Here is a 24,639-nt window from a genome sequence, read left to right on the forward strand (position 1 = left end):
AAGCTGTGCGCGAGAATGCCCGCATGGATTTCATGGGCATTACGGATTTTCCGATGGGCGATACGGCTTGGGTTCACACGCATGGCATAGATATTGTCGATGGGACTCGAACCCACGACGACCGGACTCACAATCCGGGGCTCTACCAACTGAGCTACGCCCACCATTGACCTTCTTACCTCGGACTCCCCCAAGAATCCGTCCGCGCCGGATCAACTCGTCGCGGAAGTTGCGCGTTTGGCGCGCCCGGCAGGACTCGAACCTGCGACCACCGGCTTAGAAGGCCGATGCTCTATCCAGCTGAGCTACGGGCGCTTGTTCGCTGGTGTCCGTCCGTGTTGCCGCCCCGCCGCTGGCTTGCCGTCGTCGTGGTCGGGGCAGAGGGATTCGAACCCCCGACCCTCTGCTCCCAAAGCAGATGCGCTACCAGACTGCGCCATGCCCCGCCGTGTTTCGAGCCGCGGCCCGAGCCAAACGGCCACGGGACTCGCAATGATAGGGCGAGGGACCTGGACCGTCAATCGCTCGCAACGGCGTCCTTGGCGAGGGTCACCGTCCGCGTGAGCAGCTCGCGGCCGCCCGCCTTGCCATGGCTGGGCACGACGATCGTGGCGGCGGGAAAGCGCTCGGCGGCGGCCGCCACGGAGGCGCCCCAGGCCTCGACGTTGCCGTCCGCGGTGTTGCCGAGGTTGATCGCGTTACCGGGTCGCACGAGGCAGCCGCCGAAGAGCACCTCCCCTGCCGGCACGTAGGCGACGAGGTTGGCCACGGTGTGGCCAGGCCCAGGGAATAGCACCTCGAGCGGGGCCAGGCGCGGCTCGGCCGTCACACCATCCTGATCGAACGCCAGATCGAACTCCGCGCGGGTCAGGCCGCGCTTTGGGGCGAACGTGTTGGCGACCGGGTGGGCGAAAGTGGCGATGCCCGCGGCGCGCAGGGTGGCGACGCCGCCCATCTTGTCGTTGTGGGCGTGGGTGCTGACGGCGGCCACCACCTCGCGCCCGAGTTCCTCGCGGACGAGATCCAACAGAACGCGGGTCTGCTCGTCGTTCCAGGCGGTGTCGACAAGCACCGCTTCGCCGTCCCCGCGCGCCACCACGAGGCCGTTCGAGCGGATCTGGCCCCAGCGCTTTGTCTGCTGGTAGCTCACGTGCATCCACACGCCCTCGGCGAGGGGCTCGGAGAGGTGCACGTCCGGTTCGGACTGTGCCGCGGCGACGCCTGCCACGAGCAGGGCCAGCGCGGCAGCGAGCAACCCCCTCACCCGCGCCGCCAGGTGGTGGCGCCGGCGCCGTCCTCCAGCACGATCCCTTGGGCGGCGAGCTCGTCGCGGATCTCGTCGGACCGAGCAAAGTTCTTCGCCTTGCGGGCCTCCGTGCGCTCCACCACCAGGGCGTCGATCTGCGCGTCGCTCAAGGCGCTCGCGGCCGCCTCCGCAGGCACGGGCTGGGCCGGGCGCTTGAGCCACTCGTCCGCCGACTCGCGCAGCAGGCCAAGCACACCGGCCAGGCGCTTCATCAGCGCACCGTGCGCCAGCGCGGACGCGCCGTCGCCGGCATCCTTGAGGCGGTTGATCTCGCGCGCCAGGTCGAACAGCACGGACACGGCGCCGGCCGTGTTGAAGTCGTCCTGAATAGCCGCGTGGAAGCGCTCGCTGTAGGGCTCATCACCGAGGCTCGCGATCAACGATTCCGCGCCCGCCTCGTCCGCCGGGAGCGCGAGGCCGCGCAGCGCCGTGTACAGGCGCGTAAGGCACGCGCGCGCGCCGGCGAGTTCCTGGTCCGAGTAGTTGATGGGACTGCGGTAGTGGCTCGCCACCATCAGCCAGTGCACCTCGTCGGGCCAGTAGACCTCGGTCACCTCGCGTACGGTGAAGAAGTTGCCGAGGCTCTTGGACATCTTCTCGGCGTTCACCTCCACGAAACCGTTGTGCATCCACATCTGCACGAAGCGCTCACCGTGAGCGCCGCAGCTCTGGGCGATCTCGTTCTCGTGGTGGGGGAACTTCAGGTCCATACCGCCGCCATGGATGTCGAAGGTGCGCCCGAGCAGGCGCGTCGACATCACCGAGCACTCGATGTGCCAGCCGGGGCGACCGGCGCCCCAGGGCGAGTCCCACGAGGGCTCGCCGGGCTTGGCGGCCTTCCAGAGGACGAAGTCGAGGGGGTCGTCCTTGGCCTCGTCCACCTCGATGCGCGCACCGGCACGCATGTCCTCGAGCTTGCGGCCGGAGAGGCAGCCGTAGTCGGCGAAGCCGCTCACACGGTAGTAGACGTCGCCGTTTGGGGCGGCGTAGGCAAGGTCCTTGGCCTCGAGCTGCTGGATCATCTCGATCATGCCGTCGATGTGATCCGTGGCCCTAGGCTCGTGCACGGGGCGGTCGAGCCCGAGGGCCTCGCAGTCCTCGTGCATGGCCTTGATCATGCGCGCGGCGAGGTCCGTGAAGGCCTCCCCGTTCTCGTTGGCACGCTTGATGATCTTGTCATCGATATCCGTGATGTTGCGCACGTAGGTCACCTCGTAGCCGAGGTGGCGCAGGTAGCGGTACACCATGTCGAAGGCGGCGAGCATGCGCGCATGGCCGATGTGCAGGTAGTCGTACACGGTGATGCCGCACACGTACATGCCCACCTTGCCGGGGGTCATGGGCTCGAAGGGCTCGAGCTTGCGCGTGAGGCTGTTGTGGATCTTCAACATGTCCATTCCGGTTGTTCTTCTCGAATCGTCCTGTGGCCCGTCGTGGGTGCGGGCTTCGGTACGGGTGGACCCGGGCCGCCCGCCTCCGCCGCTCGAGGCTAGGCATCGGCCGCACACCACCACGGTGATATCCGGGTATTGTCGCGCACCTGCACGGGAAAGGCCTCCCCTCGTCCTCTGAGCGCTCCACGCCGGCCGGCACAGCCGAGCAAGGCCTGCCCGGACCACCCCCGAGCCGGCCGAGCGACGAGACGGTCACACGCCTCGCGAGCCACCGCCAGGCCGGTGAACCGCCGAGCGCAAGGGCCGCGATCACCGCCTTACATGCGCAACAACCGCCCCCGGCCCTGGCGTCCATCGGTCACGCGGCAGGACTCCCCTGTCCTGTCATTGCCGACATGAGTGTCACCGCTGAGGGATATGTGGGGGCGCTGAGGGCTCGATGGTAGGGGCGCGATGCGGTCGGGCCCGAGCGTCAGAGAAGTGCCTCGAGCGACAAATCCGCGGGATTCGCCGCGAATACCGAACAAGGGCGAGGCAGATCACCCATTCGGGTGATAGCGCGGTCGACACCCGATGGCTCATGCTTAGCGAAGTCGTTGAAGATACAACTAGCGAGCCGACTCACAAATGTCCGGACAACTCTTCTAGTGTGATTACCTGAGGGTTTTTCGCACTCGGAATAGTCGTTTTGGCTCGCGCAAATCGGACGGTATGATCCGGCGCTACCACGTGTCCGAGACGCAAGAATAAAGGAGCCAGCATGCCCGGCCTGCGCACGATCCTCTCCGCCCTCGCCGCCACCCTCGTCCTGGGCCTGAGCGCCACCACAGCGTTCGGCCAGGTCGCGATTCCGCGCGTGAAAGTGGAGACCACCCACGGCGATTTCGTGCTCCAGCTCGACGGCCGACGCGCGCCCCTCACGGTGGCGAACTTCATGAAGTACGTGGAGGACGGCTTCTACGAGGGCACGGTCTTCCACCGCGTCATCCCCGGCTTCATGGCCCAGGGCGGCGGCTTCGACACGGAGCTGAAACAGAAGGAGACGCGCGACCCCGTACCTAACGAGTCCGGTAACGGCCTCAGCAACGTCCGCGCCACCATCGCCATGGCTCGCACCAACGATCCGCACTCGGGCACGGCACAGTTCTACATCAACCTCGTCGACAACCCCGCCCTCAATCCCAACGCCCGGCGCTGGGGTTACACCGTCTTCGGTCAGGTCATCGAAGGCATGGAGACGCTGGACATCATCGCCGAGGTGCCGACCGGCCCCCGCGGCCCGATGCCCCGTGACGTTCCCCAGAGCAACATCATCATCGAGAAGATGACGGTGGTGCCCTAGCGCGCCCACGCGGCCCTCGCTCGACGCACAGTCCCCTATGCCCGGCACCACCCTGTTCATCAGTGATCTGCACCTCGAGCCTGGCCAGGCCGAGGTGAGCGGGCAGTTCCTGGCCTTCATGGCCGAAGAGGCGCGCGACGCCGACGCCCTGTACATCCTGGGGGATCTGTTCGAGATGTGGATCGGCGACGACGACCCCACGCCCTTCTACGCGGAGATCAAGTCCGCCATCCGCGGCTTGGTCGACTCAGGCGTACCCGTCTACCTGATGCACGGCAACCGTGACTTCCTCCTGGGCGAACAGTTCTGTCAGGACACGGGCGCCACCCTGCTCGAAGAGCCTACGGTCATCGACCTCTACGGCTACCGCATCCTGCTGATGCACGGCGACCTGCTGTGCTCCGATGACGTGGACTACCAGAAATTCCGCGTCATGGTGCGCAACCCGGCCTGGCAACGAATGATGCGTATGATGCCCTTCAAATTCCGCGAGGTCGCGGCGAAGAAGCTCCGCCAGCAAACCCGTGCGGCCACGGCGCGCAAACCCTCGGAGATCATGGATGTAAACCATCAGACGGTACTCACCACGATGCGCGAGTACGATGTCGATCTCCTCCTGCACGGCCACACCCACCGGCCCGCGATCCATGAGTTCCCCCTGGAGGATGGCGTGATCGGCACCCGGGTGGTACTGGGCGACTGGTTCGATCAGGGCAGCGTGGTGCGCTGGGATCCGGAGGGCTTGGCGCTGGTGGAGATGCGCCGCTAGGAGGCCACGACCGCCGCGCCCGCCGGCGCACCGGAGTGGAAGGCGAAGCCCGCATCAGGGCTGAGCACGAGCTCTCGCTCCGCCTGCACCAACACCGCGATCCGCTCGCACAAGGCCGACTCGGGCATGGCACAGCCCTGCGCCTCCTCGCGCGCCAGTCGCAGGTATCTCTGGAAGTGGCGACGCTCCGCCGCACACAGCCCTGTGTAGAAGGCCTGAAGCTCATTGTCCAGGTGCGGGGCCAGGGCCTGGAAACGCTCACAGCTGCGCGCCTCGATCAGCGCCCCCACGATCAGGATGTCCACCAGACGCTGCGGGTCTTGACGCTGCACGCACGCGCGCAGGCCCTCGGCGTAGCGAGACGCGGGCACGGATTGCCACGGGATGTTTCGAGTCCCCAGCAGCTTCGCCACCTGCTCGTAGTGCCTGAGCTCCTCACGGGCGAGGCGCGACATCCAGTGACAGAGCTGCGACTTCTCGGGATAGCGAAAGAGCAGCGCCATCGCCGTGGAGGCCGCCTTCTTCTCGCAGTTGGCGTGATCGATGAGCAGCACGGGCAGATTGCCCGCGGCCGCCTCCAGCCAGCTGGCCGGGGTGGCGCAGGCGAGGAGATCGGTGACGTCGGCGTCGTCCGCCAGCAGGGCACTGAGGTTTGGTGCGTTCACGGCGCGGATTCTAGCCCGCGGCGCGGCGGCGTAGCACCTCGAACATGAGGGCCAGCAGGTCCTCGGGGGGAATCGGCTTCACCAGGAACTCATCGCAGCCCGCTGCCAGCGCGTCCTCACGGACCGACACGTCGGTGGCGCTCATCGCGACGATCGCCCCGGTGTAGCCGTCCTCGCGCACGCGGCGCGCCGCAGCGAGGCCATCGTCGCCGCTCTCGAGGTTCAGATCGACCAGCACCAGCTGGGGCGGCTGCTTGCCGACTGCCTTGACCAGCGCATCGGCGCGACTCACGAAGGTCGGTCGGAAACCGGCGCGGCTCAGGAAGATCTTGAACAGGGCGGCGAGATCGGGGTCGTCCTCGCCCACGAGCACGTCGCCAGGTTGCAGGTCGATGTCGGCATCCAGCGCCTCGGCCTGCGCGCCCATGGCGATGGGGTCGGCCACGATACGGATGACGAAGCGGCTGCCCTCGCCCGGCGCGGTGTCGTCCAGGCTGATGCCGCCGCCCATGCGCTGGGCGATGAGCCGGGAGATGTGCAGGCCGAGGCCCGTGCCGTCCTGTCCCTCGCGACCGGCGCGATCGAAGGGCTCGAACACCCGCTCGCGCAACTCCGCCGGGATGCCCGGGCCCGTGTCGGCCACGGCGAGCTCGAGCTGATGTCCCTCGTCTTCCCAGTGCACGTCGAGGCGCACGCCGCCCTCCTCCGTGTACTTGATCGCGTTACCCAATAGGTTCAGTAGCATCTGGCGCAGACGCATGCCGTCGAGGTGTAGTCGCTCGGGCAGTTCCGGGCTGACGAAGGCGGCGAAGCCCAAGGCCTTGTCGGCGGCCAGGGGCGCGAGCAAGGCGGTGAGGTGACTCACCAGGGCGCGCACGTCGGTGGGCTGGGGGTGGACGGACACCTCGGCGCTGTCGCGACGGTACTGCTCCAGCGTAGCTTCGATAAGGCCCGCGATGTGCGTGGCGCTGCGCGAGATGACGCGAGCGTGGTCGCGCTGTTCGGGCACGCTTTCGAGCGCTTGCTCCAGCAGGCGTGCGTAGCCGGCGATCGCGCTCAGGGGCGTGCGCAGCTCGTGCGAGAGCATCCCGGCGAGGCGCCAGGTGGCGGCGCGAGCCTGTTCGGCCTGGTCGCGCCAGAGTTGGCCCTGGGCCGTGGCCTCGACCAACCGCCCCTGCAAGCGCTGGCTGCGGGCACGCGCTTCGTTTTCGCGCTGCTGCACATCCCGCTCGCGCACGAGTTCGCCGTCCGCGTCTGCGAACAGCACGTGCCAACCGCTGCCGGCCGCTTGGCTCTCGGTACCGTCGGGCAGCACGTGCAGGTGCACGGCGCGGTGCTCACCGATGTTCACGAACGGCAGGGTCAAGCGCCCCGCGTCTTCGAAATGATCGAGGTAGGGGGCGCCGGCGCGCACGTCCATACCTCGCACGAGATCGCCAAGGCCGAAGCGCGACGGCTCGCCGAGCCACCCGCGCACAGCGTAGCGGCCGTCGAGGGAAAGGCAGAGCACGCCCTGCTCGCCACACTGGGTCAGCAGCTGGGTGTGCAGCAACTGCGCCGCCGGCGGCAGGGCGCTCGCGTCGAGGCGGCTCATGACAGGGCGATCTGCATGGCGAGCTGGGCGAACGCGAACTCCACGTTCTCGCCCGTGCGCGCGCTGGTGGTGACGGCACCGAAGCCAGCGTCGCGCCAGCGCTGCATGGACTGCTCGGCGAGCTCCGTCGCGAGATCGCGCTTGTTGATGATCGGCACGAAGGGGAGCCCCTTCAGCTGATCGTCCAACTGCTCGTGCAGGCCCGCCGCCACGTCCAGGGAAGCAGGGCGTGTACCGTCGGCCACCAGGAAGAAGCCCGAGGCACCGCGCGTGTAGGTGCGGTCGATGCTGGAGAGCGCCTCCGTGCCGGCAATGTCCCAGATCACGAACTTGACGGCGCCGCCGCGCGGGGGCTCCACGGTCTTGGTGTCGATCTTCACGCCCACGGTGGTCAGGTAGTCCGCTGAATAACCGCCATGGACAAAGCGGGCGACGAGGCTCGTCTTGCCAACGCCCACATCGCCCAGCAAACAGATCTTATGCTTGGTGACCGCGTTCATGGGGTCGAGGTCACTTGGTAGGGGCTGAGGTCCATCTCCACCCGAATCTCCGCCTTACGTAGTTGTTCGTCTTCGCTGGCCGCATCGCCCGCAGGGCGCGCCGACACCGCTGCGGCGGGTACGCCGGCCGCAATTAGATCTGTGCGCACCTTCTCGGCCCGCGCTTCGCGCAACGCCCGGTTCTCATCGCTACTGCCGAGGCCGTCCGTGCGGCCGATGCTGACGATGGCCACGGAACGCTCCAGCTCCTCGCCCAGGCGCAGCAGGCGACGCAAGTCTTGGGCAGCGGTTGCCACCGCACCCGCGCCGCCCTCGCGATAGTCGGCGCTGCCGCGCGCGAAGTAGATCTCTGCCTCGCTCACGCGATCGACGAGGCTGCGCGCTTCGATCACCTCCGCCACCTCGACGGCGCTGAAGTCGATCCCGCGAACGCCCGCGATCTGCGGACCGCGCGCGGCGGCATCGCGCACCCACGCGAGCGGCGCCACGCCGCGAACCTCCAGCACCGCCTCCTTCACCCCGAGGATGACCTGGCCCGGCGGCGACAGCAGGCGGCGCACCGTTTCCAGCAGGGTCTCGTCCGACACGCGCAGCAAGGTCGTGTCCACATCCGCAATCGCTGGGGACACCAGCACCAGCTGGTTCATCATCTCCACCCACTCGCTGTCGGCAACGCCGGCCACGCGCAGGATGGAATCGTCCAAGCTCAACTCCACGGAGCTAGGCTGATCCAGGGCGCGACTGAGTCTTTGCAGCACGAGTTCCGGCTCGAGGGATTGGTAGGGCTCGGTCTCATCGATCACCTCCAGGGGGCCCACCTGCGCTGTGGCGGCAAGCTCGACCACCGTGGGCGCCAGAGGATCGCGCAGTCCGTGCACGCTGAGCACTGCACCGTCGCGTGCCACATCCGTGGCGACCACGCCCGGCGTTTCGGCCAATACTTCCGTCAGGCGCCCTTCGGCCATGCGATAAGTGACCTCGCTCACCAACCAGCGCGCGGTAAGCGCGACCAACACGATCAGTGCCACCCACACAGGCCACCCGATGCGACGCTTGCCTTCGCCCGAGTCCTCGTCGGCGCGACGCAGGTAAAGGCACGCATCCAACTCCTCCTCGACGGCGGGCGGCGCCGCCTCGCTGCCGTCAAAGCTCTCCAACGCTCTCGCGAAACGCAGGTGGATGGAGTCGAGGGACGACGCCAGGCGCTCGCGCAGATCGTCGCCGGGCATACCGCGAATGGCGCAGGCGAGCATCGCGTGGGGGCCGTGGATGGCCCACAGGGTAAAGTCGCCGAGCTGCGCCGTCTCCAGCCGCCGATCATCGCCGAGCTCGAAGGAGTCGAGCACGAAGCTCTGCAGGGCCGCGAGCATGCCCGAGATGGCATCGCCATCCATCGCGGGCGAGTCGTCGTGGTGCGCCTCGCCGATCAGCAAGCCGCTGCCGGCCTGAATGAGGTAGACGTGCTCGACGCGGTAGACGAAGGTTCGCTGCAGCACGTAGTCGCCGAAGCTCACCCCCGAACGCCACGCCTTCAGGCGCCAGGCCAGCTGGCGCCGCGGCGAGAGCCCGCGCTCGATCGTGCGACTCAAGGACTCCGCCAGAGAGCGCACGCTCGCCGTGATGTAGCGACGGATGGCGGGGCCGATGATGGGGAAGATCGCATCAGCGATCGGCCGCGGGTCGTTGCGCACGGCCTCGCGCAAGGTGTGCTCGATGGGCTTTCGAACCGCTTCCGTGAGCCGCGCGGGGGAGCGGTCGAACTCGCGGATGAAGGCCTCGGGGAGCACGTCGGCGACGTCGTCCGCGCGAAGCTGTCGCTCCTGGATGCGTCGCGCCAGCTCGTCCAGGCGGCGCTGATCCGCGCCGGAGAGGATCTCCCGTAGCGCCTCGAGGTGCCGCTCCGCTTCGTCTTCCTGCGAGGCCGACGAGATCTCCGGCGGCGGCGAGCGCGTCACCACAGGCTTAGGCCGAGTCGTTCTCTCGCCGCAGGCGGCGGGCCACATCGCTCAGCAGGCCGGCCAGATCGTCGCGGGACACCTTCACGTCCTCCAGCGTATCCGCCGTCTGCGCCAAGGCCTTGTCCAGGCGTTCGCTGAGGTTCATCAGGGCATCGTGGAAATCGGCGCTGTTGCGCTGGATGACTTCGCGCACTTCACCGATCTCCTCGTTGCCGCTCTTGGCGACGGATTCGAGGCGCGCCTTGATGGCAGCGTCGGCATCGCGCAGGGCAGCGGCTGCCACGTCGCGCTCCTCGCCGCGCTGGCGGGCCTCGCTCGCCAGCTGATCGCCGAGGCGCCCCACATCCGCCCGCATCTGCTGCTCGAGGGATTCGAGCCGTTGTGCAAGCTGCTTACCTAATTGTTCCGTACGGTCCGTAAGCTGGCGCTCGAGCAGCTTGAAGCGCTCCTCGTAGTCGCGCATCTGGACGCCGAAGATGATCTCGCGGATCTTATCGATCTGCTGACCGGCCTCGGGACCGTCCTTCTCCGCCTGCTCTTCGACCTGTTGTTCCTGCGATGCCACGGCGCTACTCCCTGGGGGCAACACGAGCGATGAATGAAAGTACCGCGATCACGCGGTGGTCGGCGCGTCGTCCGTTGGTTCGTCAGCGGAGGACAGGCGCTCTAGGCGATACCCATGCTGATAGATGGCGGTGAGCTTCCAGCCGTTGTCCTCGCCGATGGAAAGCTTCCGGCGCAGGCGGCTCATGTGCGTGTCCACCGTACGCGTGTTGAGGTCGGCGTTGGGCATGCCCCAGATCGACTCCAGGATGTGCCCGCGCGAGAGCGCGCGCCCAGCGTTGGTGAACAAGAAGACGGCGAGATCGAACTCGCGATGGGTGAGTGTGACCGCCTCGCCGTTGAGGCTGATGCTCTTGCCCTTCTGATCGATCTGGTAGGGAGCGGTGTCCGGCAGCTCCTGGCTGGTGCGGCCGCCGCGCGCCAAACGCACGAGCGCGCCGACGCGGGCGAGCAGCTCGGAGCGGCGCAGCGGCTTGACCATGTAGTCGTCGGCACCGGCGCTCAGAGCGGCCACGATGTCCGATTCTTCATCGCGTGCGGTGGTCATGAGCACGGGCGTATAGTCCCGGCCGCTCTCGCGCACTCGTTGCATGATCTCCAATCCGCTCGCCTCGCCGGGCAGCATCCAGTCCATCAGCAGGAGATCGAAGCTCTCGTGCAGCACCATGCGCAGGAATGTCTCGCCCCTGTCCCGCACACTACAGGAGTGCCCCGCGCCCTCCAGCCAATGCTGGACGATGGCGGACTGATCCTGGTCATCCTCAAGTACGGCGATCCGCATCGCGCCTCCCCTTGCGCTACGTGCTATCCGTGACCGCGTAACGGCCAGCCGTCACCCAATTGGTATGTTTGGGGCTCGATAGTGAGGAAGTGTATACCAGGATGCGGCGGGAATAGCGACGCGGCGACCTGCCCGCGGGCGCCTTCAGGGGGTCTGGGCTTGCAGGCTGTCCAGCAGCGCGAGCAGCTCAGTGAGGGCCTGGCGGGCAGCATCGTGCTGCTCGCGAGCCGCGGCCTGCTCCAGGCGCTCGGCGATGTCGCTGAGGACATCGAAGCCGTAAGCCCCGCCGGAGCCGCGCAGACGATGAGCGGCGTTGGCGAGCCCCTCGAGATCCAGGCGAGGCCCGCGACTGAGGGGCACGAACTCCTCTTGCTTGCGGCGAAGAAAGCCGCGCGTCAGCTCGGCCAGGTCCTGATCGGCGCCGCTCGATTGGCCGTCCTGGCCGCCCGCATCGCTCATCCGTTACCTACTCCTCTCAAGGCCGGTGCGTCGCCGGCCTGAGCGCCGGCGCCGTCGCTGCTGGGGGCGGCGGCACTCGGCCTCGGCGGTGCCGGCCCGGCCTCACGACGGGTCTTGGCATCGTCGCTGCGCGATTCGTGCAGCCAGTGCAGATACTCCTCCGTGATGTCCCCCGTGACGTACTCGCCGGAGAAACAGGAGGTATCGAACTTCTGCACGGGCGAAGTCTTCCACTTCACCGCGTCCACCAGATCCTCCAGTTCCTGGTAGATCAACCAGTCGGCGCCGAGCGCCTTGCAGATCTCCTCACTGCTGCGGCCGTGGGCAATGAGCTCGTGAGGCGTCGGCATGTCGATGCCGTAGACGTTCGGATGGCGCACGGGAGGCGCGGCGGAAGCGAAGTAGACGCGCTTGGCCCCTGCCTCGCGCACCATTTCGATGATCTGCCGGGAGGTGGTGCCGCGGACGATCGAATCGTCCACCAGCAGCACCGTCTTGTCGCGGAACTGCAGGCCGATGGTGTTCAGCTTCTGCCTAACGGACTTCTTGCGGATCTCCTGCCCAGGCATGATGAAGGTGCGCCCGACGTAGCGGTTCTTGACCAAGCCCTCGCGGTATTTGACGCCGAGGGTCTGGGCCACCTCGAGGGCAGCCGTGCGACTCGTGTCCGGCACGGGAATCACGCAGTCGATGTCGTGATCCGGGCGCTCGCGGGCGATCTTCTCGGCCAGCTTCTCGCCCATCCGCATGCGCGCACGGTAGACGGAGATGCCATCGATGATCGAATCCGGCCGCGCGAAGTAGACATACTCGAAGATGCACGGCGTGTGCTCGACCACGTGCTCGGTGCACACCTCGCAGTGCAATCGTCCGGCCATGTCGATGAACACCGCCTCGCCCGGTCGCACGTCGCGCTCGAATTCGAAGCCGCAGATATCGAGGGCCACGCTCTCGGACGCCATCATGTACTCGGAGCCTTCGCTCGTCTTGCGACTGCCGAGTACCAGCGGGCGCAGCCCATGGGGATCGCGGAAGCCAAGCACCCCGTGGCCCGTGATCAGGGCGATGGCGGCGTAGCTGCCTCGGCAGCGCTTGTGCACGGAGCGCACGGCGGCGAAGGCGTCCTCGGGATCGATCGTGGGTCGCGCGCGGGTTACCAGTTCTTGCGCCAACACGTTCAGCAGTGCTTCGGAGTCTGAGCCCGTGCGCAGGTGGCGCAGTTCCTGGCGCATCAGGGCCTGGCTGAGTTCGGCAAGGTTGGTGAGGTTGCCGTTGTGCGCGAGGCAGATGCCGTAGGGACTGTTGACGTAGAAGGGCTGGGCCTCATCGGCGCTGGAACCGCCCGCCGTGGGGTAGCGGATGTGGCCGATGCCGACCTGGCCGGCGAGATCGACCATTTGTCGATGCCGGAAGACGTCTTTCACCAAGCCGTTGCCCCGGTGGGCGCGCAGGTAGCCATCGTCGTCGATGGTGCAGATGCCCGCGGCGTCCTGACCTCGGTGCTGGAGCACGGTCAGCGCGTCGTAAATGATCTGGTTAACCGGCCTGCGGCCCACGATCCCTACTACACCGCACATAACGCCCTTCCTGCCGTCAAGTTCGCCAATTGTACGCCCGCCGGCGCTAGTTGGTCGCGTCCTCGATCGCCTCGAGGCGCTCCCGCGCCGCCTCCTCGAGCGCCTCGGCCGCCTCCGTGGCGTTGCCGAGCACATCCGCGGCCTGCTCCATCTGCTGCATGGCATCGGGCAGCTTGGCGCTGACGTCCTCCGGCAGCACCGTGAGCAACACGCCCGCCACGCGTTCGCCATAAGGGATCAGCACCGAGTCGTCCCACCAGCTCTCCTGCGGCAGCTCCAGCGCGTTGGCGAAGATCACCAGCACGCCCACCACCAGCACACCGCGGGCGAACCCGAAGGCCATCCCGAGCATGCGATCGGTGCCGGAGAGGCCCGTCTTCTCCACCAGCAGCGACACCAGGGATGTGGTCACCCCTCCTGTGATCAGCACGCCGGCAAAGGTGATGGCCCGCGACAGCCACGTCAGCAGGACGGGCGAATCCACGTGGGGCTCCAGGCGCACAGCGACCAGATCGGCGTACTGCCAGGAGAGGAACACGGCGGCGACCCACACCACGATGGACATCACCTCGGGCACGAAGCCACGAAAGAGACCAATGAGCACGGAGATCGCGATCACGGCAATGATGATGTTATCCACGAAGATCATCGAAGCTCTCCTCGCCTGACGGCGGCTGAGATGTGGCCGAATGCGCCTGTTACAAGAGGCGCGATCGCGCGACGGCAAGGTCCATTCTGATCGACCGCTGCTGAACACGACTTGAACAAAGGTGACCGCCTCATGGGTGACGCACTACCGTGGCGACCAGCTGCCCATCGCGGCGCAAGCGCGCGGCGACGCCGTCAGCGCCCGCGCGGGTCTGCTCCGTGCCGACGCGCACCCGGTACCACACCTCGTTTGCGCGCGTGTGGCGCGACAGGAACGCACGATACCCCTTGCGAGAGAGCGTATCGACCAACCCCTGGGCATTTCCCTTGTCGCGGAAGCTCCCCACCTGCACCGCCCAGCCAGTGTCGACGCCGGCTGGGGCCGGCGCCTCGGGCTCGGGCGCGACGGGCGGTGGCGTAATCGGTTCAGGCGGCGGCGAGGCCTCGGTGGTCGCTTCGGGACGACGCTCGGGCGCGGCGACGGCGACCTGAGGCTCGCGCTCGTCGCGGCCCGACGAGGAGCCCTCCTGCGATTCAGTTTGCCCGCCAGGCGAGTCGGTCACCGCGGCGCTAGGTTCCTCCACCACGGGTTCGGGAGCCTCGGGTTCGCCATCGCCGAGCGGCATAGGTTGCGCTACCGCGGGCGCGGTGGAGGGCTCGTCCAAATGGATCTTACGCCGCGGCAGGCGCTGTGGCTCCAACGGCGGCTCGCGCCCCTCGGCGGCCCAGCGCTCCGGAGAGCCGTCGAGCAACCACGGCACGACGACGGCGGCGGCCACCACCACCACTACGGCCCCTACCAGGCGTTCCTGCTGTCGGCGTTCCATCGCATGCCTCAGCGCTCTGCCAGCGCCGCGTAAGCCGCCAGCCCAGGGCCGACGGTCAAGAAGGAGCCGAACACCACCACGCGATCCCCCGGCTGTGCGCTCGCGTGGGCGTCGGCGCAGGCCGCGTCCACCGAGGCGCTCACATGGGTCTTGCTCTGCGCTCCCAGCGCCAGCGCGGCCTCGGCCACGGCGCTCTCCAGCGCCTGTGCTTGCACGCCTCGCGGGGGCGGCAGGCTGGCCATCCACCACTCGTCCACGAGGGGCGTGAGCACGCGCGCCACGCCGTCGATGTCCTTGTCGCGCATCATACCGAAGACGGCGAGGGTCCGGCCGGGGCCGGCGCTCTCCTCCTCCTGCAGCGCCTTCGCCAGTGCCTGGGCCGCTTGAACGTTGTGCGCTACATCGAACAACCAGGTGACGGGGCCGCCCCGTCGCTGCAGACGCCCGCTGACCTCCACCTGGGTCAGACCGTTGGCGATCGCCTCCCGAGACACGACGAGGCGGCCCTGCAAGGACTGCACAAGGCTCAGCGCTACGGATGCGTTGTGCAGCTGGAAGGCGCCGCTCGCGGCCGGCAGAGGCAACGCCTCGAGCGTGCCAGCGGCGCCGTGAAAATCCCAAGTCTCACCCTCGAGCGTCCAGCGGTAGTCGCGGGTCGCCACCTGCAGCGGCGCCCCGATCTGCGCGGCGTGTGCCAACAGGCGCTGGGGCGGATCCGGGTCACCGCACACGGCGGGCGCGCCAGGCCGGTAGACGTGCGCCTTCTCCCAGCCGATGTCCTCACGGGTGTCACCCAGCCATTCGGTGTGATCGAGGGCGACGGTGACCACCGCAGCGGCCGCGGCATCGACAGCGTTGACCGCATCGAGACGCCCCCCGAGGCCCACCTCGAGCACGATCACATCGACCTCGGCGCGGGCGAAGACAAGGAGGGCCGCCGCCGTAGCAAATTCGAAGTAGGTGAGTTCGTTGGCGCCGCGCGCCGCCTCTACCGCGGCGAAGGCCTCGCACAGGGCCTCATCATCGACCTCTTGGCCCTGCACACGTACTCGCTCGTTGAAACGCTGCAGGTGGGGCGAGGTGTAGGCACCGGTGCGGTAGCCGGCCTGGCGATAGATGCTCTCGAGGAAGGCGACTGTCGATCCCTTGCCATTGGTGCCGGCGACGGTGATGACCGTGGCCCGAGGTTGCCTCAGGTCGAGACGATCGAGCACCCGACCGATGCGGTCTAAGCCGAGCTGAATCGCCGTGGGGTGACGTTGTTCAATGGCCGCTAGCCATTGCGCCAACGGCGTCGAGCTGCTCACCACGTGCCTGCGCCCAGACCGGTCGCTCGTTGTCGACAACAACCGCTAGCCGTCAACGCGACCCTCGGCGCCACCATCGCGTGGCTCGGCGCCCGCCTCCGCGTTCGACCCCTCGCCCTCATCGCCCGCGGCGGGGGGCGGCTCGGGCACAGCGGCCGCAGCCGCAGCCGCTTCCTCCGCATCCACGATGGCCGGACGCGCCGGCGCCCCGGTGAGCTTGGAGAGCAGCGAGGCCAATTCCGCGCGCATGTGGCGGCGATCGACGATCATGTCGATGGCGCCGTGCTCCAGGAGGAACTCGCTGCGCTGGAAGCCCTCGGGCAAGGTTTCGCGCACCGTTTGCTGAATGACGCGAGGGCCGGCAAAGCCGATCAGGGCCTTCGGCTCGGCGACGTTCACGTCCCCCAGCATCGCGAGGCTCGCGGAGACGCCGCCGGTCGTGGGGTCGGTCAGCACCGAGATGTAGGGCACCCCGTTCTCCGCCAGGCGGGCGAGGACGGCACTGGTCTTAGCCATCTGCATCAGGGACAGGAGCGCCTCCTGCATGCGCGCGCCACCGCTGGCGCTGAAGCAGATCAGCGGCGCACGGTGCTCGAGTGCCACCTCGGCGGCGCGGAAGAAGCGCTCACCCACCACCGAGCCCATGGAGCCCGCCATGAAGGCGAACTCGAAGGCGCACGCCACCACGGGAATGCCGTCGAGGCTGCCCCGCATACAGATCAGCGCGTCCTTCTCGTCGGTCGCGCGCTGGGCAGCGGTGATCCGATCCTTGTAGCGCTTGCTGTCACGGAACTTCAGAGGATCGCTAGGTTCGAGCTCCGCACCGATCTCCTCGTGACCCTCAGGATCGAGGAACTGCATCAGGCGTGCCCTTGCCCCCACCCGCATGTGGTGGGCGCACTTCGGACACACGTGGGAATTGCGCTCCACCTCAGCGCGATACAGGGCTGCGCCGCAGCTGGGACACTTGGTCCACAGGCCCTCGGGAACGGAGCGGGTGCGGCCGCGCGTCTTGATACGGGAGGGCATGAGCCGCTCGATCCAACTCATTCTTGGGTCTTCCTCACTGGTGCCACAGTGGCGTTCGCTACGCTGGCGAACCGACTACCGCGAACGCAGAACGCCCGCGAAAACAAAGCGTCCGATCATACAAGCTTTGGGTGCGGGCCGACAGAATCCGCACTCGCCCACGGGCCCAGCCGGACAGGAACGCCGGGCGGCAATTGGTGGGGAGGCGGGTAGTGGATATCGACCAGGTAGAGCCCGGCCGCCGGCGCCGTCATGCCGCCGCGGGTGCGGTCCCGGGTGGCCAGGACCTCGGCGGGCCAGTCGAGCTCCGCCTCGCCGGCGCCGACCGCCATCAACACACCCGCGAGATTGCGCACCATGTGCTGGAGGAAGGCGTTGGCCCGCACGTCGATCCGCAGCCAAGGCCCCTGCTGATGGACCCGTAGCGAATGCAGGGTGCGAACGGGCGATTTGGCCTGGCAGCCCGCGGCGCGAAACGCACTGAAGTCGTGGGTACCCACCAGGGCTTGGGCGGCCTGATCCATGCGCTCCCCGTCCAGGGCGCCCGGTCGCCAGCACACGCGTTCGCGGTAGAGGGACGTGCGCGCTCGGCCGCAGAGAACGAAGTAGCTGTAGGCGCGCTCGACCGCGCTGAAGCGAGCGTGGAAGTCATCGCTCACCTCGCGCGCCCAGGTGACCGCCACGTCGCGGGGCAGCGCACTGTTGATGCCGAGGATCCAGTTGTGTTCCGGGCGGCTGGCCTGGGTGTCGAAGTGCGCCACCTGGGCGGTGGCGTGCACGCCCGTATCCGTGCGCCCCGCGCAATGGACGCGCACGGGCTCGTCGGCCACGTGGCTCACTGCCTGCTCCAGGCAGGCCTGCACGCTGCGACCGTCCTTCTGAATCTGCCACCCGTAGAAATCGGCGCCGTCGTATTCGACGCCCACGGCGATCCTTGCCACAGCAGCTACATCGAGGGAGGGATAGGCCACCGCGCCGGCGTTCGCCAGGCGCGGTGAAGTCTGCTTGCGATCAGCCGAGCGAACTCAACAGCGTGTTCGCGTCGTCGCGTTGCTCGGTACTGCCTTCCTGCACCACCTCTTCGAGGATGCTGCGGGCGGATTCGGCGTCGCCCATGTCGATGTACGCGCGAGCTAAGTCGAGCTTGGTGCCCACCTCATCGAGGGCGTTGTCGTCGGCTTCCGGGAAGGCGATCTGGCTGGCCGGCACCCGAGTGGTCTCGTCGCCGTCGCCGTCACCCACGTGGGCACGCAGGTCCAGCACCTGGGCACTGACGGTTTCGGCGGTGCTGCTCACCTCGGGGGCGATCGGCATCTGGATCGTCGGCGCGACGCTCGACTCGGAGGGGTCGCTCCCGGCGACCATGGGCGTCTCCACCGTGCTCTCGCCGCCGGCAGGTCCATCCGTGCCGATCATCGTGGCCGCCGAAATCAGGGCGGTGTTCTCCGCCGCATCGGGATCATCGTCTGCAGGCTGCAGCATGAAGCCCTCTTGCGTCTCATCGCCGAGGGACAGTCCACCGGGCAACTCGAAGGCCGGCTGCTGTTCCGTGTCGCCTTCGGCATCGCCATCGCGCAGGGTGAGGTTCTTGCCCGTGACGTCGCCCTGCGGCAGCTCCTCGGTCACCTCGAAGGGCGAGTGGTCTTCCTCCGGCAACTCGATCTTGAACTCGCCGGTGCTGGCTAGCCCGAGCAGGTCACCGCTGGCATCGAGCACGTGCTCCTCGGGCGGTGGCTCCTCCTCCTTCGGCAATTCGCTCTCGTCGACCACGCCGGTGAAGGCGAAGAAGTCGCCGAAGCCGTCGTCTTCCTCCTCATTCATGTCGAGGCGCACGCTCGTCTCCGGCGGCGCTTCCGGCGCGATCGTCTGCCCCAGGTCGAGCGAGAGGTCGAGGTTGTCGGCGCCACCGCTCGCGGGCGCCATGCGCTCCTCGAGCTTGCGCGCGATCTCGGTCAGCTCCTCATCGGGTTCGAGGTCACCGTCCGCGTCCAGGGTGCCATCATCGAGGGTCACCTCGGGCACACCGATGTCCTCGAGCTTGACCTCCGTATCCTCTTCATCCTCGTCCGGCAGCGGCGGTGGCAGGTCGAGGTCGATGTCGAGCGCACCATCGTCGCTGGCGCCCGCGGCGCCGCCGGTCCCATCGCCGACCAGCGCGTGCAGCTCCTCGTCGACGCCCAGCTCGGGCACCTCCGGCAGCTCGTCGAGGCCGATGTCCAGCACATCGTCGTCGCCGCCGGTCGAGGACGTGTCGAGGCTCAGGTCCTGCGGCGTCGAGGCGGTCTGCAGCCCCACGTCGAGATCGGCCACGGCGCCCGCGCCATCCCCGCCCTCGGTCACGAATAGATCGTCGTCGGGGCAGATCTGACGCCCCATGATGGCGAACTTCTCCCAGCCGCCCTCGGCATCGGAGAGCGACGGCTTGAGTCGCTCGGCCGCCTCGCGGAAGGCGTCCTTGTTGCCCCAGACAAAGTAGATCTCAAGCAGCTTGGCCTGCAGATCCTTGCGATCGGGCTCCGCCTCGAGCGCCTTGTTGATCAGGTCAGCGGCCTGGTCGAACAGCCCGTAGGCCATGTGGAAGTCGGCTTCCGACATCGGGTCGTTGCCGTCCTCACCGCCGTCACCGATATCGATCAGCTGGGTCGGCTCGTGAATCGGCGTGCTCGCGGAGGTGGTCGTTCCCACCGCCTCGAACTGGCCCGTGTCGCTGAACTCGCCCACTTCCATGGGCTGGGAGATGCTGACCTTCGAGGTGTCGTCAGCAGCCGGATCGACCAGCGCGGTGCGCGCCAGCTCCTGATCATCCTCCGGCAATTCCGTGTCGATCGTGGTCGTGAAGCTGCGATCGCCCTCCACGCCCGGCAGCGGCGTCGATGCCGTGGTCCCCATGGTGGTGGCCAGGGTGGCGTCGAGATCGGCGTCGTCTTCGGGGAACGCGCCCAGCTCATCGAGCGTCTCGTCGCTGGTGTTCGCGCGGTTGCGCAGCACGATCGCGCCGGCACCTAACAGCGCCACAAGGCCGACGGCCAACCACAGGAACGTGTTACCCAGCAGGCCGAAGATAAAGTCGAGGGGCCCGCCGGACGAGGCGGGTGGCGTCGTGACGGTGGTCACCGCATCGCGGCTCGGCGCAGGCGTCTCGGCCACGGTGGTGTCCGCGGCGGGCGCAGCGGCGGCCTCGCCGTCTTCGGTGGACTCCTCGCCACCTTCGACGGCCACCGCGTCACCGGCCATCTCGTCATTTGCGGCCTCGTCGACCAGGTCAGCCAGCGTTGCCTCGGCCTCCTCCCCGGAGGTCGCGACGTCGACCGCGTCGGTCACCTGCGTGTCGGCGTCGACCAGGCCGGTGTCCGTGTCGAGGGTTGCCCCCGGCGTGGTCCGCTGGCCCTCGTCGCTCGCATCCGGCGTGGCGGCGAGCGCCGCATCACCGGCCCCCGCCTCGCGCAGGCGGCTCTCGAGCGCAGCGAGTTCGGCATCGCGTATCCGCAGCCGCTCCTGCGCCTGCTCCAGCTGCGCACGCTGCTCCTGCACCGTCTTCTGCAGGGCTTCGTTCTGCTCACGGGCTGCATCCAGATCGCGGGCCAGGGCGGCCGAATCCCCGCCCTCCGGGGCGACTAGTTGAAGCTCCGGTGCGGTAGCGGCCGGCGCGGTGGCCGGCGCCGCCGCGGCAGTCCGAGTGGACGCCGTGGGCGCTGACGCCGCTGAGGACGAAGATGGTTCACCGCGCCAACGCGCCGTATCGGCCACCAGCGTGGCAGCCGCCTCGCCGGTGCTCACACCGCGGATGGCGTCCGCCGTGGGGATGCGCAGGGTGGACCCCTGGCGCAGTAGATTCATGTTGCCGAGGAAGGCATCGGGGTTCTGGCGATAGATCGCCATCATGGTCTGGTTGAGGCTGGCACCGCTAGGTCGCGCCCGCGCCGCGATCTTCCACAACGACTCGCCCCGACGCACGGGCCCGTACTCGGCGCCGGTCTGAATGCCGTTGCTGCTGCTGCGGCTACCCGTGGATGTACCGCGGCTCACCCTGCCCGGGGGGGCCACCGGCGGCGGCGTGGAGGACGCCGTGGAGCGCGACGAATTCGTCGGGCCACCGATGATGCCGCCACTGCTCGACGTGCCAGCGCTACCGCCGCTGACCGCCGGCGCGACGCCCGCGTCGGCCTCACCGGGGAGGAAGGTCGGCGGATCGAGCAGCACCGTGTACTCGCGCAGCAGGCGTCCGCGCGGCCAGTTCGCCTCCACCAGGAAGGTGACGAAGGGCTCGGTAATCGGCTGGTCCGACCGAACCTGCAGCACGTCCTCGCCGTTCGCCGTTCGTGTGGCTTGGAACGTGAGCGTGGTCAGAAACTGTGGATAGTCGATGCCGTACTGGGCGAACAACTCGCGCGAGGCGAGGGTAGCTTCCAGTTCGTTGAGGTCACCGGGAAGGGCAGCGACGATTTCGATCTGCGCGTCGAGGCGCTGGTTGAGGCCGGAATTGAGGGTGATATCCCCCAGGCCCAACGCAGCGGCGGTCCCCGACAGTGCAGTGAGCACCGTCCCTAACAAGAGCTTGCAAACACGCGCCATGGTTACTCCCGAACGCCCGGATCTGCTTGTGGCCCGACGCGAGCGTCAGGGCCTAGGGGACGGCAGCGGTGACGTTCCCGCCGGGTCCGCAACTGTTCACAATCCCTGTGAAGAGAGTTATTTAACTATAGTCTACCAGTAGGAATCGGCCAAAACCTCAGCGATTTGAACGCTGTTGAGGGCGGCGCCCTTGCGCACGTTGTCCGATACCACCCACATGTCGATGCCGCGCGGGTGCGTGAGATCGCGCCGCACGCGGCCCACGTACACCGGATCGCGGCCCGCCGCGTGGCTCCAGGCGGTGGGAAAACCGCCGTCCTGGTCGTCGATCAGCTCGACCCCAGGGGCCTCGCGCAACCATTCGCGCACCTGCGCCACCGCGGCCGGTTCGCGCGTCTCCAGGTGGATCGCTTCGCTGTGGCCGTAATGCACCGGCACCCGTACCGCGGTGGGGTTCACGGCGATCTGCTCGTCGCCGAGGATCTTGCGCGTCTCCCACACCATCTTCATCTCTTCGCGCGTGTACCCGTTGTCCTCGAACACGTCGATCTGTGGCACCGCATTGAACGCCAACGGCACCGCTTCCTCGGGCCGTCGCCCCGCGACGACAGCCTCGGCCTGGCGTTCCAACAGCCCCAGGGCCGATTGACCTGCGCCCGAGACCGCCTGGTAGGTGGCCACGTTGATGCGCTCGATACCCACCTTGGCGTAGATCGGCTGCAGGGCCGTGACCATCTGGATCGTCGAACAGTTCGGGTTAGCAATGATGTTGCGCTCCCGACAACCGGCGATCGCCTCGCTGTTCACTTCCGGCACCACCAAAGGCACATCGTCGTCGTAGCGAAATCGCGAGGTGTTATCGATGACGATACAACCGCTCGCTGCGGCCTTCGGCGCGTATTCACCGGAGACCGTACCGCCGGGTGAGAACAGCGCGATATCGATCCCCGCGAAGTCAAACTCCTCGAGCACCTCCACCGCCACCTGCTCGCCGCGAATCGTCAGCTGGCGACCGCGCGAACGAGCGCTGGCCACGGGCACGACGCGACCGCTGGTGAAGCGTCGCTCCTCCAGAATCGACAACATCGTGCGCCCCACCAAACCGGTGGCGCCGACCACGGCGACGTTCAGTTCACGGCTCATTTGGGCCAAACCCCGGGCAAACGGGCGTTATGGTGTCGCACGGTGCACCCCGAAACCAACAACTGGGTCACATCCATCACGCGAGGGTCCTCAAGAAGACGGCGGGCGGGCTCAGGCGTCCGGTGCCTGGCCCGGGATGGGGGGCATCGGCGGCTCGACGCCAGCGTTCTGGCCCCGGTGGCGTAGCAGGTGGTCCATCAGCACCAGGGCCAGCATGGCCTCGGCGATCGGCACGGCTCGGATGCCCACGCAGGGATCATGGCGACCGTGGGTTCGGATCTCGGCGTCCTGCCCCTGCGTATCCACGGTGCGCCCGGGCAGGCGAATGCTGGAGGTAGGCTTGATCGCCACGCTCACCCGCACCGGCTGACCTGAGGAGATACCGCCGAGCACACCACCGGCGTGGTTGCTGATGAATCCATTCGGTGTGAGTTCGTCGCGATGAGCCGTGCCACGCTGCTCGACCACCCCGAAGCCGTCCCCGATCTCCACGCCCTTGGCGGCGTTGATGCCCATCATGGCCGAGGCGATGTCCGCATCGAGCTTGGCGAACACCGGCTCGCCGAGGCCGGCGGGCACACCGTGGGCGATGACGTTGACGCGCGCACCCACCGAATCGCCATCCTTGCGCAGAGCATCCATGAACTGTTCGAGCTCGGCGACGCGCGCCGGGTCGCCGCAGAAGAAGGGGTTGTCGTTGACCGAGTCCGGCTGCGGGCAGTCGAGGGCGAGGGGGCCGAGCTGGCCCAACCAGCCGTACATCTCAACGCCCAAGTGCTCGCGCAGGTACTTGCGCGCGATGCCACCGGCGGCCACCCGCATCGCCGTCTCGCGGGCGGAGGAACGACCGCCCCCGCGGTAGTCACGGCGGCCGTACTTCTGGAGGTAGGTGTAGTCGGCGTGGCCCGGTCGAAACAGCTCCTTGATCTTGCTGTAGTCCTTCGATCGCGCATCCTCGTTCTCGATCAGCAGGCCGATCGAGGTGCCCGTGGTCACCCCCTCGAAGACGCCCGACAGAATACGCACGCGATCGGGCTCGCGACGCTGGGTGACGTGGCGCGAGGTGCCCGGGCGACGCCGATCGAGATCCCCCTGCAGATCCGCCTCCTGCAGGGCCAGGCCCGGCGGACAGCCATCGACGATGGCGCCGATCGCAGGCCCGTGACTCTCGCCGAAGGTGGTGACCGTGAAGGCCTGTCCGAAGCTGTTGCCCGCCATCAGTTCGCCGCCTCCGCCGCCAGGGCCCGCAGTTCGGGCTCGCGCAGCAGGCACACGCCATGACCGCCGCGCTCGAACTCCAGCCATGTGAAGGGCAGCTGGGGCCACCTCGCCATGGCCTGCGGCGCACTGTTGCCCACCTCCAGCACCAGCACCCCGTCGGGGGTGAGGTGTTGCGCAGCCCCGCGCAAGATGCGGTCCACCAGATCCATGCCGTCTTCGCCTCCCGCCAACGACATGGTCGGTTCGCATGCGTACTCGGCGGGCAGATCCGAGAGCTCCGCCGCGCCCACGTAGGGCGGGTTGCAGACGATCAGCTGATAGCGCTGATCGCCGAGGCCATTCAGCAGATCCGAGTGCACCGCATGCACGCGATCCTCCAGACCGTGGGCGGCGATGTTGGCGCGCGTCACGTCCAGGGCGTCCTCGCTGAGGTCGGCCGCGTGCACCTGGGCGTTGGGGAAGGCGTAGGCGCACGCCACCGCGATGCAGCCGCTCCCGGTGCACAGGTCCAGGACGGCACCCATGTGCTCGGGCTCGCTGACCCAGGGCGAGAATCCGCACTCGATCAGCTCCGCGACCGGCGAGCGCGGCACGATCACCCGCTCATCCACCAGGAAGCGCAGACCCGCGAAGTACGCCTCTCCCGTGAGGTAGGGCGCGGGGCAGCGCCGCTCGACGCGCTCTTCGATGAGGGCCAGGGCGCGCAGGATCTCATGCTCCAGGAGCCGCCCTTGCAGGAGCAGGTCCGGCGTCTCCCAGGGCAGGTCGAGCGCGTGGCACACGAGCAGACGAGCCTCGTCGACGGCGTTGTCCGTGCCGTGGCCGAAATGCAGTTCAGCGGCATGGAAGCGACTGACGGCGTAGCGCAGGAGATCGAGCCCGCTGCGCAGCACTTGCGCTACCTGGTGTGGATCGTGGGCGTGAGCGTCGTTCATCAATGCTGTCTCTCGTGTCGCGAGCCGGGAACGCGGGCGATGGGCTCG

General features: G+C 67.9%; 21 protein-coding genes and 2 tRNA genes. 2 read left to right on the forward strand and 21 right to left on the reverse strand.

Translation table 11 applies throughout. The annotated features are described in order from the left end of the window. Positions 1 to 238: 238 nt before the first annotated feature. The 4 genes from AAF184_08490 to cysS all read right to left on the reverse strand — a co-directional run bounded on the left by AAF184_08490 (position 239) and on the right by cysS (position 2,697). Positions 239 to 315: transfer RNA gene (locus tag AAF184_08490), tRNA-Arg, on the reverse strand. Between the two features lie 54 nt (positions 316 to 369). Continuing rightward, positions 370 to 446: transfer RNA gene (locus tag AAF184_08495), tRNA-Pro, on the reverse strand. 71 nt (positions 447 to 517) lie between these two features. Further along, a complete protein-coding gene (gene bla, locus AAF184_08500) occupies positions 518 to 1,255 on the reverse strand; it encodes a subclass B1 metallo-beta-lactamase (protein ID MEO0422358.1) in 738 nt (245 codons plus the stop codon). A 5-nt stretch (positions 1,256 to 1,260) separates the two neighbouring features. Further along, positions 1,261 to 2,697, reverse strand: a complete 1,437-nt coding sequence (gene cysS, locus AAF184_08505) for a cysteine--tRNA ligase (protein ID MEO0422359.1) — start codon at positions 2,695 to 2,697, stop codon at positions 1,261 to 1,263. 763 nt (positions 2,698 to 3,460) lie between these two features. On the opposite strand from cysS, the gene AAF184_08510 reads away from it, so the two are divergent. Further along, positions 3,461 to 4,042: a peptidylprolyl isomerase gene (locus AAF184_08510; GenBank protein ID MEO0422360.1), complete on the forward strand. Its 582-nt coding sequence runs from the start codon at positions 3,461 to 3,463 to the stop codon at positions 4,040 to 4,042. A 37-nt stretch (positions 4,043 to 4,079) separates the two neighbouring features. Beyond that, on the forward strand, positions 4,080 to 4,811 hold the full coding sequence (locus tag AAF184_08515) for a UDP-2,3-diacylglucosamine diphosphatase (GenBank protein MEO0422361.1): 732 nt from the start codon (positions 4,080 to 4,082) through the stop codon (positions 4,809 to 4,811). On the opposite strand, the gene AAF184_08520 is transcribed toward AAF184_08515, so the two are convergent. The 17 genes from AAF184_08520 to prmB form a co-directional block, all read right to left on the reverse strand. After that, complete coding sequence (locus AAF184_08520; GenBank protein MEO0422362.1) at positions 4,808 to 5,476, reverse strand: tRNA-(ms[2]io[6]A)-hydroxylase; 669 nt, start codon at positions 5,474 to 5,476, stop codon at positions 4,808 to 4,810. The genes AAF184_08515 and AAF184_08520 overlap by 4 nt on opposite strands. A 10-nt stretch (positions 5,477 to 5,486) precedes the next feature. Then, positions 5,487 to 7,070: an ATP-binding protein gene (locus tag AAF184_08525; GenBank protein MEO0422363.1), complete on the reverse strand. Its 1,584-nt coding sequence runs from the start codon at positions 7,068 to 7,070 to the stop codon at positions 5,487 to 5,489. Further along, the gene (locus tag AAF184_08530; GenBank protein MEO0422364.1) at positions 7,067 to 7,570 is read right to left on the reverse strand and encodes a Rab family GTPase; all 504 of its coding nucleotides are present in this window, start codon (positions 7,568 to 7,570) and stop codon (positions 7,067 to 7,069) included. The genes AAF184_08525 and AAF184_08530 overlap by 4 nt, the downstream gene beginning before the upstream one ends. Beyond that, the gene (locus AAF184_08535; protein ID MEO0422365.1) at positions 7,567 to 9,525 is read right to left on the reverse strand and encodes a hypothetical protein; all 1,959 of its coding nucleotides are present in this window, start codon (positions 9,523 to 9,525) and stop codon (positions 7,567 to 7,569) included. The genes AAF184_08530 and AAF184_08535 overlap by 4 nt, the downstream gene beginning before the upstream one ends. A 7-nt stretch (positions 9,526 to 9,532) precedes the next feature. Then, a complete protein-coding gene (locus AAF184_08540; protein MEO0422366.1) occupies positions 9,533 to 10,093 on the reverse strand; it encodes a hypothetical protein in 561 nt (186 codons plus the stop codon). Positions 10,094 to 10,141: 48 nt separating this feature from the next. Continuing rightward, positions 10,142 to 10,873 (reverse strand): response regulator transcription factor, encoded by a 732-nt coding sequence (locus AAF184_08545; GenBank protein ID MEO0422367.1) that lies wholly within the window; start codon positions 10,871 to 10,873, stop codon positions 10,142 to 10,144. Positions 10,874 to 11,017: 144 nt separating this feature from the next. Next, a complete protein-coding gene (locus AAF184_08550; GenBank protein MEO0422368.1) occupies positions 11,018 to 11,332 on the reverse strand; it encodes an Hpt domain-containing protein in 315 nt (104 codons plus the stop codon). After that, complete coding sequence (gene purF, locus AAF184_08555) at positions 11,329 to 12,909, reverse strand: amidophosphoribosyltransferase (GenBank protein MEO0422369.1); 1,581 nt, start codon at positions 12,907 to 12,909, stop codon at positions 11,329 to 11,331. Before purF ends, AAF184_08550 begins: the two co-directional genes overlap by 4 nt. 46 nt (positions 12,910 to 12,955) lie before the next feature. After that, positions 12,956 to 13,558 carry a CvpA family protein gene (locus tag AAF184_08560; GenBank protein ID MEO0422370.1) on the reverse strand — a complete coding sequence of 201 codons (603 nt, stop codon included), beginning with the start codon at positions 13,556 to 13,558 and terminating at the stop codon, positions 12,956 to 12,958. 130 nt (positions 13,559 to 13,688) lie between these two features. Continuing rightward, positions 13,689 to 14,384 carry an SPOR domain-containing protein gene (locus AAF184_08565; GenBank protein MEO0422371.1) on the reverse strand — a complete coding sequence of 232 codons (696 nt, stop codon included), beginning with the start codon at positions 14,382 to 14,384 and terminating at the stop codon, positions 13,689 to 13,691. An 8-nt stretch (positions 14,385 to 14,392) separates the two neighbouring features. After that, positions 14,393 to 15,691: a bifunctional tetrahydrofolate synthase/dihydrofolate synthase gene (folC, locus tag AAF184_08570; GenBank protein ID MEO0422372.1), complete on the reverse strand. Its 1,299-nt coding sequence runs from the start codon at positions 15,689 to 15,691 to the stop codon at positions 14,393 to 14,395. Positions 15,692 to 15,736: 45 nt separating this feature from the next. After that, positions 15,737 to 16,741, reverse strand: coding sequence for an acetyl-CoA carboxylase, carboxyltransferase subunit beta (gene accD, locus AAF184_08575; GenBank protein ID MEO0422373.1), 1,005 nt, complete (start codon positions 16,739 to 16,741; stop codon positions 15,737 to 15,739). A gap of 95 nt (positions 16,742 to 16,836) precedes the next feature. Next, a complete protein-coding gene (gene truA / locus AAF184_08580; GenBank protein MEO0422374.1) occupies positions 16,837 to 17,661 on the reverse strand; it encodes a tRNA pseudouridine(38-40) synthase TruA in 825 nt (274 codons plus the stop codon). A 70-nt stretch (positions 17,662 to 17,731) separates the two neighbouring features. After that, positions 17,732 to 21,292 (reverse strand): FimV/HubP family polar landmark protein, encoded by a 3,561-nt coding sequence (locus AAF184_08585; GenBank protein MEO0422375.1) that lies wholly within the window; start codon positions 21,290 to 21,292, stop codon positions 17,732 to 17,734. 132 nt (positions 21,293 to 21,424) lie between these two features. Further along, positions 21,425 to 22,435: an aspartate-semialdehyde dehydrogenase gene (locus AAF184_08590; GenBank protein MEO0422376.1), complete on the reverse strand. Its 1,011-nt coding sequence runs from the start codon at positions 22,433 to 22,435 to the stop codon at positions 21,425 to 21,427. Between the two features lie 111 nt (positions 22,436 to 22,546). Next, a complete protein-coding gene (gene aroC / locus AAF184_08595; protein MEO0422377.1) occupies positions 22,547 to 23,653 on the reverse strand; it encodes a chorismate synthase in 1,107 nt (368 codons plus the stop codon). Next, the gene (gene prmB / locus AAF184_08600; protein ID MEO0422378.1) at positions 23,653 to 24,591 is read right to left on the reverse strand and encodes a 50S ribosomal protein L3 N(5)-glutamine methyltransferase; all 939 of its coding nucleotides are present in this window, start codon (positions 24,589 to 24,591) and stop codon (positions 23,653 to 23,655) included. Before prmB ends, aroC begins: the two co-directional genes overlap by 1 nt. Positions 24,592 to 24,639: the final 48 nt, after the last annotated feature.

This window comes from Pseudomonadota bacterium, assembly GCA_039815145.1.
Classification (GTDB): domain Bacteria; phylum Pseudomonadota; class Gammaproteobacteria; order Steroidobacterales; family JBCBZW01; genus JBCBZW01.